Raw genomic sequence first — 11,864 nt, 5'->3', positions numbered from 1 at the left:
GCAGAAGCGGCGTTGTGGCACAGCGGAGAGCCGTCGATCGATTCATGAAGCTGCGAAGGGTAATAAGAAGGAATGCGAATCATGGAATCAAGTGAACTGGTGCTGTACTTCGACGGACGATGTCCGTTGTGCGTGGCGGAGATCAAGCGTCTCAGGGCTCGCGACGCGCGACACCGGCTGGCCTTCGTCGATATCGCCGCGCCGGGTTTCGATCCCGTGCCGCTGGGCGTCGACCTGCCGGCGCTGAATCGCGAGCTGCACGCGCGCCTGCCCGACGGACGCATGCTGACCGGCGTGGACAGCATCCTGGCCGCCCAGGCGCTGACCGGGCGTCGCCGGCTCGTCCGGCTGCTTCGTGTGCCGGTCGTGCGCGGTGCGCTGGCGCCGCTGTATCGCCGCTTCGCGCGCAACCGGCATGCGGTATCACGCTGGCTCGGCTATCGCACCGAAGCGCGTTGCGATGGGGCGGCGTGCCGTGGCGGTAGCGAACGTGCCGCTGAACACCCGACGGATCGTCCGGCGCGAGACAACGTTCGCCGCATCGTCGTGACCTGGATGTATGGCGCCGCGATCGCACATCTGCTCGTCGGCATTGCCGTTCCCTGGGTTGCAAGCGCGCCGTGGCTCGATGCGTATCACCGCGTCATCGAGCTGCATTTCTGGGCGGAAGCGGCACCCGACGCGGCGCGTGCGCAGCAGATCTGGTGGATGTCGCTGATGGGCGCGACGGTGCAATGCGCGTCGGTCTGGATGCTGGCGCTCGTGCATCTCGGCAACAGGTTGCAGAAACGGGAAGTGTGGGGATGGCTGCTGGCCGGCCTGCTGATCTGGGCGCCGCAGGACATGCTGTTTTCATTGCAGGCCCAGGTATCGGGCCACGTGGCGATCGACGCGGCGGCACTCGTCGCGATGGTGCCGCCGCTTGTCTGGCTTTGGAGGAGGGACGCGGTATGAACACCTTGCCTGCTTACGACTGGGCGCTCAACCTGCTGATCGTGCAGGGTGCGATGGGCGCATTCGATACGCTTTATCACCACGAACTCACGCAGGATCTGCCGCACAGCCCGCGCGCGCGGCTCGAGCTGGGAATTCATGCGGTGCGTTCCGTGCTTTACGGCCTCGTGTTCGCATCGATCGCGAACGTCGCCTTTCACGGCGCGTGGGTCGCGGCCCTCGCGGCGGTGGTCGTCGTCGAGATAGTGCTGACGCTGTGGGATTTCGTCGTCGAGGACCAGAGCCGCAAGCTGCCGGCGACCGAGCGCGTGCTGCACACGCTGCTGGCCGTCAACGGCGGCGCGCTGTTCGGAATGATCGCGATGCAGCTGGCCACGTGGGCGCACGAGCCGACCGCGCTGCAGGCGCTCGATCTCGGCTGGCGCGGCTGGGTGCTGAGCCTCTTTGCCGTCGGTGTGACGATTTCGGGAATCCGCGACGGAATCGCGGCCTGCCGGATCGCGCGACGCGAGCCGGTCGTCAATCCGTTCGCGGGGCAGCCGCCGGGAAACGTGCTCGTCACTGGCGGCACCGGCTTCATCGGCGAAACCCTCGTGAACCATCTGCTCGATGCAGGGCATGCGGTCACGTTGCTGGCGCGCGATCCGCTGCGCGCGGCCTACCAGTTTCACGGCCGCGTGCGCAGCGTCACGTCCGTCGAGCAGCTGCAGCCGCACGAGCGTTTCGACACGGTCATCAATCTCGCGGGGGCGCCGGTGCTCGGTGCACGCTGGAGCAAGCGCCGGCAGGCGGTGCTGCTGGCCAGCCGCGTCGGCGTGACGGAATCGCTGATGCGCTGGGTCGAGACCGCCGAGGTCAAGCCGCGCATGTGGATCCAGGCATCGGCGATCGGTTACTACGGCGTGCGCGCTGCCGACGAGCGGCTCGACGAAGGCAGCAGCGCCGGCAGCGGCTTCATGTCGGAGCTGTGCCGGCAATGGGAGCAGTCTGCACGACAGCTCGAGCGTCATGGCGTTCGTTCGGTGGTGCTGCGGCTGGGCGTCGTGTTCGGCCCGGGCGGCGCGCTGCGCCCGATGCTGTTGCCGCACTACTTCGGGATGGGCGGGCGCTTCGGCGACGGCGCGCAGGTGATGAGCTGGATCCACCGGGACGACGTGCTGCGGATCATCGCGCGTGCGATGGCGAACCCGGGCATGCACGGCGTCTACAACGCGGTCGCGCCTGCGCCGCTGACCCAGCGCGAGTTCGTGCAGGTCGTGTCGAAGGTGCTGCAGTGCCCGGCCTGGCTGCACGTGCCGGCCGCGCCGCTGCGTATCGCGATGGGCGAGATGGCCGAGCTGCTGCTGGACGGCCAGCGCGTGATGCCGGCGCGGCTGCATCAGGACGGATTCATGTTCCGCTTCCCGACGGCCGAGCACGCGCTGCGCGACCTGACGAATCGTCCGCACGCGGATTTTCCGCGTACGGCCTGTCGTTTGCCCCGCGGTCGCGTTTGACTGCTCTCCTCCCTGAGAGAAGGATATTCCCACTTCATTGAATGCAACCCGACATCGCCTCAAAGAGACATGGGACTTACGCTTTCTCCATGGGCTGACACCGCCAGTCCGGCGGCCAAAACGTTACGCGCTGCATTGACGTCGCGGTCGTGGGGCGCCCCGCATTCTGGACAAACCCACGCCCGCATTTTCAACGGCAGCTTGGCTACGATATGCCCGCAGCCGGAGCATCGCTTGCTGGACGGATGCCACCGATCGATGCCGATCAGTATGCGGCCGTGCCATTTGGCTTTGTACGTCAGTTGCCGCACGAATTCCGACCAGCCTGCATCGCTGATCGATTTTGCGAGTCTTCGATTCTTCAGCATGTGGCTGACGGAAAGGCTTTCGATGGCGATCACTTGGTTTTCGTTGATGAGCCGGGTCGAAAGCTTGTGCAGGAAATCCCTGCGGCGGTCCGCTATTCGAGCATGCATGCGAGCGACTTTGAGCCTGGCCTTCCTGCGATTGGCGGAACCTATTTGTTTCTTCGCCAACCGCCGTTGCAACTTGGCGAGCTTTGCTTCGGTCTTGCGAAACTCGTTCGGTGCAGCGATCTTCTCGCCCGTCGAAAGAACGACAAAATCTGTCAACCCTAAGTCGATTCCGACCTTGTTTTTCGATTCCGATTTTGCGGAAACCACGTCGTCGCAAAGCATTGAAACGTGGTATCGGCCCACAGCGTCCTTCGACACTGTGACGGTCGTCACTGTCGTGCCTTTGGGAATCGTACGCGACCAGCGGATCGCGAGCGGCGTGTCCATCTTCGCCAGCTTCAGCGAAGTGCCGTCCCACCTGAAGGCGCTTGCCGTGTACGTGGCCGACTGCGTACCGTCCTTGCGTCGGAAGTTAGGATACTTCGCCCGCTTGGCGAAAAAGTTCGCGAATGCTGTCTGCAAATGGCGCAGCGCCTGCTGAAGCGGGACCGAACTTACTTCGTTCAGCCACGAATGCTCAGGGGTTTTCTTCAGCGCGGTGAGCGCGGCGGAAGTCTCGTGATACCCGACACGCACCTGATGCTGTTGCCATGCATCGGTGCGCATTTTCAGCATGTGGTTATACATAAAGCGCGCGCACCCAAATGTCCGGGCAAGAATCGCTTTTTGCTCGAGTGTCGGGTAGAACCGGAATCGGTAGGCACGCTTGATGTCCATGCCTTGAACATGTCATAGGTTTGCGTTTGCCTCAAGCGTTGGGAGAAGCGGCAGTTCCGCCGCGCTCCTTTCATCCCCGCACCGCACCCCGAAGGAAGTCCCCTTGGGGAAAGGACGAGGGTTCTCGGAGCAAACCTGATAAATTCGGCGTGTACGCGTTCGGGAACTGTCGTGCGTCCCGGGCGCCCCGCATCCGACCTCACAAGGAGACTGCATGCTGCACATCCTCGGCAAGATCCCGTCCATCAACGTTCGCAAGGTGCTGTGGCTGTGCACCGAGCTGAACCTGCCGTTCGAACAGGAAGACTGGGGCGCGGGCTTCCGCACGACCCACGATCCGGCCTATCTCGCGCTGAATCCGAACGGTCTCGTGCCCGTCATCAAGGACGACGATTTCGTGCTCTGGGAATCGAACACGATCATCCGCTACCTCGCGAACCGCTACGGCGGCGACGCGCTGTATCCGGCCGAGCCGCAGGCGCGCGCGCGGGTCGATCAATGGATCGACTGGCAGGGCGCGGACCTGAACCGCTCGTGGGTCGGCGCGTTCCTCGGCCTCGTGCGCAAATCGCCCGATCACCAGGACCCGGCCGGCATCGCGCAGTCGATCGCGGGCTGGACGAAGCACATGCAGGTGCTGAACGCGCAGCTCGAAGCGACCGGTGCGTACGTGGCCGGCAACGGCTTCACGCTCGCGGACATTCCGATCGGCCTGTCGGTGAACCGCTGGTTCGGCACGCCATTCGAGCATCCGGATTTCCCGGCGGTGTCGCGCTATATCGAACGTCTCGCGACGCGCGAAGGCTTCCAGAAATACGCGGGCAGCGCGAACCCGTGATGCGTCGCGGGTAGTGTGCGAGGCGGCGCCGTGGCAAGCGCCATCGCGTTTGCGTCACGACCGATATGCACGGGCCCTCGGGCCCGTTGTCACGCGCCGGGCACCGGCACCGCGTCGAGCACGCGCGCGAGAAACGCCTCGTGATTCCACGCGGATTCCGGCCGCGACAGCCCGAGCCGCACGACCACCAGCTGCCGGCTCGGCACCACGCTCACGAACTGGCCTTCATGGCCGACCGCATGAAACGCGTCGGCCGGCATCGCGACCGCATGCGGATCGCGATCGTTGAACGGCTCCGGCACCTTGACCCACAGCTGCGCGCCATACTCCTGTCGCGCCGACTGCGGCGTCGTGCGCGTCAGGTAGCGCACCCAGCCGTCCGGCAGCAGCCGCTGCCCGTCCCACACGCCATCCTGCAGCAGCAGTTGCCCAAAGCGCGCCCAGTCGCGTGCGCTCGCATACATGTACGACGGGCTGACGAGCGTGCCGGACGCATCGGGTTCGAACACCGCGCTGCGCATCCCGAGCGGCGCGAACAGCGCGCGGTGCGGTAACGCGAGGTAGTCGGCGTTGCTGCCGCCCAGTGCCTCGCGCATCACGCGCGCGAGGATCGCGCTCGTGCCGCTCGAGTAGGACCACTGCGCGCCGGGTGTCGCGGCGAGCGGCTTCGCCGACGCGAACCGCGCGGTATCGGGTTGCGCGTACAGCATCAATGCGACGTCGGACAGCGGGTCGTCGTAGTCCTCGTTGAATTGCAGGCCGCTCGTCATCCGCAGCAACTCGTCGAGCGTGATGGCCGCGCGCGGATCGCCGCCGCCGCGCCATTCGGGCAGCAGCGCCGACGCATCGGGCGACAGCTTGTGCTGCGCGACGAGCGTGCCGACCAGTGCGGCCGTGACGGTCTTCGTCATCGACCAGCCGGGCAGCGGCGTGTCGGCGGTGAAGCCGGGCGCATAGCGTTCGGCGATCACGTGGCCGCGCCACATCACGACGACCGCGCGCGTGCGCCGCGGCCGCGCCGGATCGGGCTCGTCGAACGCGCGGTCGAGCGCGGCCTGCAGCTTCTGCGCGTCGATGCCGGCCGGCAGCGTGGCCGGGGTCGGCTGTGTGGACGGCGGATCGGGGAGAGGCGGCAGCGCGGCCGGCAACGCACCGGGCGACGGCCCGAGCGCGAGCGTGCAGCCGAGCCCGGGCCGGAAGTCGGCTTCGCGTTCGGCGAAGCCGGCGAAGGTCGCCGTCGCGCGATGATGGTCGGGGTCGATCGACGGGTGTACCAGTTTCAGCAGCGGATGCACACCGGCCATGATGTCGACGTCGATCACGGACGCGGCCGGGCGGCCCGACACGTACACGCCGGAACACAGCGCCTTCGCCGCATAGCCGGTCGCGATCGGCGCGAGCCGGGACAACATATGGCCCGTGTAGCCGACCGCGGCGACGACGGCGAGCGCGACGCCGCGCAGGATCAGCTTCTTGAAGGGGATCGTCATGCGCGAGCGTCCTCGATTGTCGGCAGGCGGAACCTGAACCGGCAGTGTCGCAGGTTCGGGCCGGCGGTGGCAATCGCGGGTGGGTGCGACGCCGGGCGGCACTGACAGCGCGCAAGGTGCCCGGCGTGTGTGACGCGCATGTGTCGATCGTCTGGGGCGAACGGGCCGCATGCGGCCCGTCCAGGCGGCGCGTTACTGCGCGTTGTTGTTGTCGGAGCGCAGGGTCCAGACCGTCGCGGTATTCGTGTTGTCGTCGACGGCTGCGAATTCCAGCTGGCCTTTGCTGCCGTGCCCGAACGCGAGGCCGAACGCGGCTCCCGGCACGGTGTCGATCTGCATTTGCGCGATGAAGCGACCGTCCACCGTGAATTCGACGATCTCGCTCGGCTGCTGCGGGTCGGCGTTGACCGCGTCGCCGTTCGCGGTCACGAGATGGCCGTTCGGTGCGAGCGCCAGCGCAAGCGGGCCGTGCAGGTGTGCCGCGTCGAAGTAGATCATCCGTCCGACGCCGCCGTTGCGATTCGTCGACGCCGCGTTCTGGATCGCGAACACGGCGTTGTCGCCGGTGGAGGCGACATACAGCACGTCGCTGTTCGGGTCGTAAGCGAGGCCGGTCGGGCCGACGACGAGTGCACTGGGATCGGTTCGATTCACGTAGCCCGACGCGATGACACGCGAGCCCGGCAGCATCGTGGCGCCGTTGTCGCCGATCGCGAGTTCGATGCGGGAGACCGTCCCGTTCAGCACGTTCGACACGAATGCGGTCACGCGCTGGCCGCGATCGATCACGGTCATGTCCCACGGCCCGTCGAGCAGCGCCGCGCTGCTGAGTTGCGTGACGAGATTGCCTTGCGGACCGATGACGAGCAGCGACCCCGGCGGCACGACGGTCTTGCCGTCCGGTGCCGGGACGTTGCCGACCAGCACGAAGCCGCTGCGCAGCACCGCGAGCGCGGTCGTCAGGCCGAGATTGCTGCCCTGGAAGAAGGCCGCCGGCGTCTTGCCGGGCGACAGCTTCACGATCGTCGTGCCGGTGCCTTGCGTGTTCGACGCCGCGTTGAAGTTGGACACGACGACGTCGCCGGGTTTCAGCGTGCTCCAGCTCGGCACGCCGCGCGGCACGAACGCGATGCCGTACGGATTGACATCGCCGTTGGCGGGCACGGTCGACGCGGTAAACGATGGAATCGGCAAGATGATGTCGCTGCCGCCGGCCCATGCGAACGCCGACGACAACGCGACCAGCCCGGCGCCGCATGCCGCGCGGCATAGCGAATGCGCAAGCGTGCGCCGGACGCGCGCGACGACCGGCGGATCAACCGCAAGGACGGGCGTGGCCGGGGAACGACAGGAGGGGAGAGGGTCCATGGCATGACTCCGGTTGATGATCGCGAGCAGTCATCCCGGCTGCCGGCCTGCGCAGCCGACGGGTGTCCGGCGCGGGTTCGCGATCGTGCTGTTGCCGCGTGAACCCACGCTCGAAATAAACGGATGGCGACGGCCGGATATTCCATTCCGTTACCGATGTTGCAGGCGAGCCGGCGGCCATTGTTCGCCGCAAGGGCGATGCGGCCCGACAAGTTGAAATCCGACCCGCCGTCGGCCGATAATCGTCCGGCATCGCTTTCCCCCTCTCCCAGTCCAACCGTAATCGGAAAACGCCATGTCCTACGACAACAACAACCCGTTCGCCAAGATCCTGCGCGGCGAACTGCCGTGCGTGAAAGTCGCGGAAGACGACGCGACCCTCGCGATCATGGATCTGATGCCGCAGGCCGACGGCCACGTGCTCGTGATCCCGAAGGAGCCGGCCGCGCAGATCTTCGAGTTGTCCGGCGATGCAGCCGCGGCCGGCATCCGCATGACGCAGCGCGTCGCGGCGGCGGTGCGCGCGGCGCTCGAGCCGGACGGCGTGTTCATCGGCCAGTTCAACGGCGCGGCCGCCGGCCAGACGGTGCCGCATGTGCACTTCCACGTGATTCCGCGCTGGGAAGGCGCCGAGCTGCGAATGCATGCGCGCGAGATCGCCGACGCGGCGACGCTCGAAGCGCTCGCCCAGCGCATTCGCGCGCGTTTCGTGTAACGCGTCGATTGCATTCGGCGACGGCACGGCATGGCGTACCGGCCCGCCGCCGTGCCAACGCCTGTTTCAGCGGTCATGCGAGGTAACACGTGTAACCGCCGACGAAACTCGTCTCGGCCCACCCGGCGCTAGACTCCGCGCATTGCTTCACCGAGCGACAGGAAGGGCGGATCGCCTCTTCGTGCCGGCCGGCCGCCTTTCATGGCGACAAGGCTTTCGCGAGGTGCCATTCGTCTTTCGCGCCGGGAATCGAGCCATGACCAGACTTCTCATCACGCTTGCCCTGATCGGCGGCCTGTCCGGCTGCTACGTCGCGCCGCCGTACGGCTACGCGCCCGCGCCGGCCTACTACGGCTATGCGCCGGCGTATTACGCGCCGCCCGTCAGCGTCGGGATCGGCGGCAACTTCCGCATCCGCTGATCGGGCACTGGGCGTAGCTGCTGGCCGCATCGGTCAGCGCCGACGCGTTGCGCCGGAGACGTGCGCGGATTCGCGTATCGCATGACGGCGGTGCGCAGCGCGGCGTGCGCGCGCTTCCTATACTTCACAGGAAAGCGCATTCCGCGTTCCGGTGAGGCAGCCATGGCAGTCACCCGCAAGGTCGCAGTCGCGTCGGCCATCTCCACGCTCGTCTATCTCGGGCTCGCGGTGCTCGGCAGCGGCGGGTTCGCGGCCTTCTTCTCGCATCCACCGCTGACCGTCGTCGTCGTCGCGACGCTCGCGATGGCCGTCGCCGCGCTGTTCACCGAAGGCAACCTGAGCAGCGGCGAGCGCGAGAACCGCGACAACCGCTGGGTGCTCGCGGCGTTCGGGGTGAGCGGATTCCTGCTCGCATACCTGCCCGCGCTGACCGACCGGCTCGACTTCTGGACTTTCGGCGGCGAGGCGGTGCGCTGGATCGGCGTCGTGTTGTACATCGTGGGCGGCGTGCTGCGCATCTGGCCCGTATTCGTGCTCGGCAAGCGCTTCAGCGGGCTCGTCGCGATCCAGCCGGGCCATACGCTCGTGACCGACGGCATCTACCGCCGCATCCGCAATCCGAGCTATCTCGGCCTGGTCGTCAATTCGGTCGGGTGGGCGCTGGCATTCCGCTCGGGTGTCGGCGTGCTGTTGGTCGCATTGATGATGGTGCCGCTCGTCGCGCGCATTCGCTCCGAGGAGGCGCTGCTGCGTGCTCAATTCGGCGCCGAATACGACGCGTATTGCGCGCGGACCTGGCGTCTGCTGCCGGGCGTGTACTGACCCTCTTCATTTCTTTCCCACCGCCGTTTCGGGCGCTGCCCACGATCCGTTCCCGATGTGTTGCCACGTGTGTCGCAAACGTGCGACGCCGTGGATGGGCGGCCTGTCGTTCCACAGGGCCGGACCCTCGGCGAAGCCAATGCTGGCGTGGGTTTGCGGGCATTTCGGTGCGGCTGTTCGAACGCGTTGATTCGTAAACAACTTGTTACCAGAATGTCCACGGCAAGGATGGGGGACCGGTGCTATTCTTCGCCGCAAGCTCATTGAAATGAATTGGTCCGCGGTTCGGCACAATGCCTGACACGACGTCGATCGATTCAGATCGTCGTACCGAGCGGACCTTCAATAACCAGATTGCGAACAAGGAAGAATACGGGAATGTGGAAGAAAATCGCCCCCGCTCTCGTCGTCGCCGCTTTGACCGGCGCGACTGCACTGCCGGCCATGGCAGGTGACATGAACAACGCGCTTGGCGGCGCGCTCGGCGGGGTAGCCGGCGCAGCGGTCGGCGGTGCGCTCGGCGGCAGCACGGGCTCGGTGATCGGCGGCGCCATCGGCGGCGGCGCGGGTGGCGCGGTGACGTCGAACCGTCGCGAGCGCACCGGCGCGATCATCGGCGGCGCCCTCGGCGGCGGCGCAGGTACCGCGGCAGGCAACGCGATGGGCGGCCGCACGGGCGGCCTGCTGGGTGCGGCGGTCGGCGGCGGTGCCGGCGCGGCCCTCGGCGGCAACATGTCGCGCAGCTCGTACGAGCGCGATTACGGCGGTCGCGGCGATCGTGGCTACCGCCACCGCAAGCATCACCATCACCGCGACTGGGACTGATCGCCGCTGGCGCGGCTCGGTGCGCGAACCGCGCACCGGCGCGCCGACGGCGTCGGCACCCGACGCGAGATTCGGCCCGGCGGCCTGCCGGGCCGTCATCGCCGGCCAGACCGGCGAATACCCTTCCGGCTTCCTCAGCCGCGGCCAGATGCCCGATCGACGGGCCGGCAAGTTTCCCGCCTCGCTGTATTTCCCCGTTTTCCGACTCCATCGACTCTCGTGACTGAATGCGTCCGAGGAGCACCGAGACCATTCGCGTTCCATTCGATTTCCGTTGCCCCCGTTCTGCGGCCTGACGGCGGCTCATGACTGGCGCGGTGCGGCTTGCTGCCGTGCGCACGTCGGCGCGATCCAGTCTGCGTAACCGGATGTATCGCGCACCGCGTGTGTCGCTGCAGCGGCTGCGGCTTTTCATCTGTCCGGTAGCGTCCGGGCAAACATGCGCGTTGCCCCGTCCGTCAGGATTTCCCTGATAGCCAGAGCGTCGTTTCGCACGTCCTCACCGCGTATCGCGGCTGCCGGGTGGTAGTGGGAAATCGAATGGAATCCATCGCAACATTTAATTGGTCGATTGCGAATGAGTTCGCTATCGTCGGCGATGCTCGCGTACGGCATCGCACCGTGCCGCTGGCCGCGTCTCCCGCATGATCGCGAGCGCCACGGCCCGGTTGCCGGCCCCACAAGCACGGGCCGCTACGTCCGAAGAACCGGACGAACCCGTCGCGAAGCCTGGCCGACCGAACGAAGGCGCATGCGCCTTCAAGCCACCCCGGCAACGATGTCCCGCCGCCGCATGCGTGCCCCACGCGCGTACGTGCCGCCCGATGCCGTTGGCACCCGGGGCCGGACCAACCCATTGCCTGGATGCACTATGTCTAAGACAACGTATTACGCGCCGCACGGCGGCCACCCGCCGCAGACCGATCTGCTGACCGATCGCGCGATGTTCACCGAGGCGTACGCGGTGATCCCGAAGGGTGTGATGCGCGACATCGTCACGAGCTGGCTGCCGTTCTGGACGAACACGCGCCTGTGGGTGATCGCCCGCCCGCTGTCGGGGTTCGCGGAAACCTTCTCGCAGTACATCGTCGAAGTGAGCCCGGGCGGCGGCAGCGACAAGCCCGAGCAGGACAAGAACGCCGAAGCGGTGCTGTTCGTCGTCGAAGGCGAAGCCGAGCTGACGCTGCAAGGCACGAAGCACGTGCTGAAGCCGGGCGGCTACGCGTTCATTCCGCCGGGCGCGGACTGGACGCTGCACAACGTCAGCGATGCCGCGGTGCGTTTCCACTGGGTGCGCAAGCACTACCAGGCCGTCGACGGCATTCCGCTGCCGGAAGCCTTCGTGACCAACGAGCAGGACGTCGAGCCGATCCCGATGCCGGGCACCAACGGCGCATGGGTGACGACGCGCTTCGTCGACATGAGCGACATGCGCCACGACATGCACGTGAACATCGTGACGTTCGAGCCGGGCGGCGTGATTCCGTTCGCTGAAACGCACGTGATGGAGCACGGGTTGTATGTGCTCGAAGGGAAGGCTGTTTATCGGCTGAACCAGGATTGGGTCGAGGTCGAAGCCGGTGACTTCATGTGGTTGCGTGCTTTCTGCCCGCAGGCGTGCTACTCGGGTGGGCCTGGGCGCTTCCGTTACCTGCTGTACAAAGATGTGAACCGTCACATGAACCTGTTGCTGAATCCGGCGCGTTAAGCGTCGTTCAGGCAGTTGGATGTGAAAGCCCGCC

12 protein-coding genes are annotated in these 11,864 nt (G+C 66.6%); 9 read left to right on the top strand and 3 right to left on the bottom strand.

Annotated elements, in window-relative coordinates; all coding sequences use genetic code 11:
• The first annotated feature begins 81 nt into the window (after positions 1–81).
• Both QZM35_RS24740 and QZM35_RS24735 read left to right on the top strand, forming a co-directional pair.
• Positions 82–954 carry a thiol-disulfide oxidoreductase DCC family protein gene (locus QZM35_RS24740; RefSeq protein ID WP_301776993.1) on the top strand — a complete coding sequence of 291 codons (873 nt, stop codon included), beginning with the start codon at positions 82–84 and terminating at the stop codon, positions 952–954.
• A complete protein-coding gene (locus QZM35_RS24735; protein ID WP_301776992.1) occupies positions 951–2,450 on the top strand; it encodes a TIGR01777 family oxidoreductase in 1,500 nt (499 codons plus the stop codon). Before QZM35_RS24740 ends, QZM35_RS24735 begins: the two co-directional genes overlap by 4 nt.
• Positions 2,451–2,509: 59 nt before the next feature.
• Here the strand turns inward: QZM35_RS24735 and QZM35_RS24730 are convergent, their stop codons facing one another.
• Positions 2,510–3,643 carry an RNA-guided endonuclease TnpB family protein gene (locus QZM35_RS24730; RefSeq protein WP_089428913.1) on the bottom strand — a complete coding sequence of 378 codons (1,134 nt, stop codon included), beginning with the start codon at positions 3,641–3,643 and terminating at the stop codon, positions 2,510–2,512.
• 214 nt (positions 3,644–3,857) lie between these two features.
• Here QZM35_RS24730 and QZM35_RS24725 point away from each other — a divergent pair, with 214 nt between their 5' ends.
• On the top strand, positions 3,858–4,481 hold the full coding sequence (locus QZM35_RS24725) for a glutathione S-transferase family protein (protein WP_089428914.1): 624 nt from the start codon (positions 3,858–3,860) through the stop codon (positions 4,479–4,481).
• Between the two features lie 89 nt (positions 4,482–4,570).
• Here the strand turns inward: QZM35_RS24725 and QZM35_RS24720 are convergent, their stop codons facing one another.
• Positions 4,571–5,971 carry a serine hydrolase gene (locus QZM35_RS24720; protein WP_301776991.1) on the bottom strand — a complete coding sequence of 467 codons (1,401 nt, stop codon included), beginning with the start codon at positions 5,969–5,971 and terminating at the stop codon, positions 4,571–4,573.
• Positions 5,972–6,163: 192 nt separating this feature from the next.
• A complete protein-coding gene (locus QZM35_RS24715; RefSeq protein ID WP_174974058.1) occupies positions 6,164–7,339 on the bottom strand; it encodes a hypothetical protein in 1,176 nt (391 codons plus the stop codon).
• 295 nt (positions 7,340–7,634) lie between these two features.
• On the opposite strand from QZM35_RS24715, the gene QZM35_RS24710 reads away from it, so the two are divergent.
• The 6 genes from QZM35_RS24710 to QZM35_RS24685 all read left to right on the top strand — a co-directional run bounded on the left by QZM35_RS24710 (position 7,635) and on the right by QZM35_RS24685 (position 11,830).
• Entirely contained in the window at positions 7,635–8,054 is a 420-nt protein-coding gene (locus QZM35_RS24710) for an HIT family protein (protein WP_043181059.1), read from the top strand.
• 256 nt (positions 8,055–8,310) lie between these two features.
• Positions 8,311–8,475, top strand: coding sequence for a hypothetical protein (locus tag QZM35_RS24705; RefSeq protein ID WP_011353821.1), 165 nt, complete (start codon positions 8,311–8,313; stop codon positions 8,473–8,475).
• 162 nt (positions 8,476–8,637) lie between these two features.
• Entirely contained in the window at positions 8,638–9,297 is a 660-nt protein-coding gene (locus QZM35_RS24700; protein ID WP_089428916.1) for an isoprenylcysteine carboxylmethyltransferase family protein, read from the top strand.
• Positions 9,298–9,675: 378 nt separating this feature from the next.
• Positions 9,676–10,122 carry a hypothetical protein gene (locus tag QZM35_RS24695; protein WP_043181055.1) on the top strand — a complete coding sequence of 149 codons (447 nt, stop codon included), beginning with the start codon at positions 9,676–9,678 and terminating at the stop codon, positions 10,120–10,122.
• On the top strand, positions 10,076–10,345 hold the full coding sequence (locus QZM35_RS24690; RefSeq protein WP_143329908.1) for a hypothetical protein: 270 nt from the start codon (positions 10,076–10,078) through the stop codon (positions 10,343–10,345). Before QZM35_RS24695 ends, QZM35_RS24690 begins: the two co-directional genes overlap by 47 nt.
• A gap of 648 nt (positions 10,346–10,993) precedes the next feature.
• Positions 10,994–11,830 (top strand): bifunctional allantoicase/(S)-ureidoglycine aminohydrolase, encoded by an 837-nt coding sequence (locus QZM35_RS24685; protein ID WP_089428917.1) that lies wholly within the window; start codon positions 10,994–10,996, stop codon positions 11,828–11,830.
• The last annotated feature ends 34 nt before the right edge of the window (positions 11,831–11,864 follow it).

Origin of the sequence: Burkholderia sp. AU45274 (genome assembly GCF_030482505.1) — a bacterium.
In the GTDB taxonomy this organism is placed as follows: Bacteria; Pseudomonadota; Gammaproteobacteria; order Burkholderiales; family Burkholderiaceae; genus Burkholderia.
This window is presented reverse-complemented; position numbering and strand designations above follow the sequence as displayed.

Bases quoted from the DNA above. Each gene is read 5' to 3' on its own strand.
- QZM35_RS24740 (WP_301776993.1), top strand. From the start codon at position 82: ATGGAATCAAGTGAACTGGTGCTGTACTTCGACGGACGATGTCCGTTG.
- QZM35_RS24735 (WP_301776992.1), top strand. From the start codon at position 951: ATGAACACCTTGCCTGCTTACGACTGGGCGCTCAACCTGCTGATCGTG.
- QZM35_RS24730 (WP_089428913.1), bottom strand. From the start codon at position 3,643: ATGGACATCAAGCGTGCCTACCGATTCCGGTTCTACCCGACACTCGAG.
- QZM35_RS24725 (WP_089428914.1), top strand. From the start codon at position 3,858: ATGCTGCACATCCTCGGCAAGATCCCGTCCATCAACGTTCGCAAGGTG.
- QZM35_RS24720 (WP_301776991.1), bottom strand. From the start codon at position 5,971: ATGACGATCCCCTTCAAGAAGCTGATCCTGCGCGGCGTCGCGCTCGCC.
- QZM35_RS24715 (WP_174974058.1), bottom strand. From the start codon at position 7,339: ATGGACCCTCTCCCCTCCTGTCGTTCCCCGGCCACGCCCGTCCTTGCG.
- QZM35_RS24710 (WP_043181059.1), top strand. From the start codon at position 7,635: ATGTCCTACGACAACAACAACCCGTTCGCCAAGATCCTGCGCGGCGAA.
- QZM35_RS24705 (WP_011353821.1), top strand. From the start codon at position 8,311: ATGACCAGACTTCTCATCACGCTTGCCCTGATCGGCGGCCTGTCCGGC.
- QZM35_RS24700 (WP_089428916.1), top strand. From the start codon at position 8,638: ATGGCAGTCACCCGCAAGGTCGCAGTCGCGTCGGCCATCTCCACGCTC.
- QZM35_RS24695 (WP_043181055.1), top strand. From the start codon at position 9,676: ATGTGGAAGAAAATCGCCCCCGCTCTCGTCGTCGCCGCTTTGACCGGC.
- QZM35_RS24685 (WP_089428917.1), top strand. From the start codon at position 10,994: ATGTCTAAGACAACGTATTACGCGCCGCACGGCGGCCACCCGCCGCAG.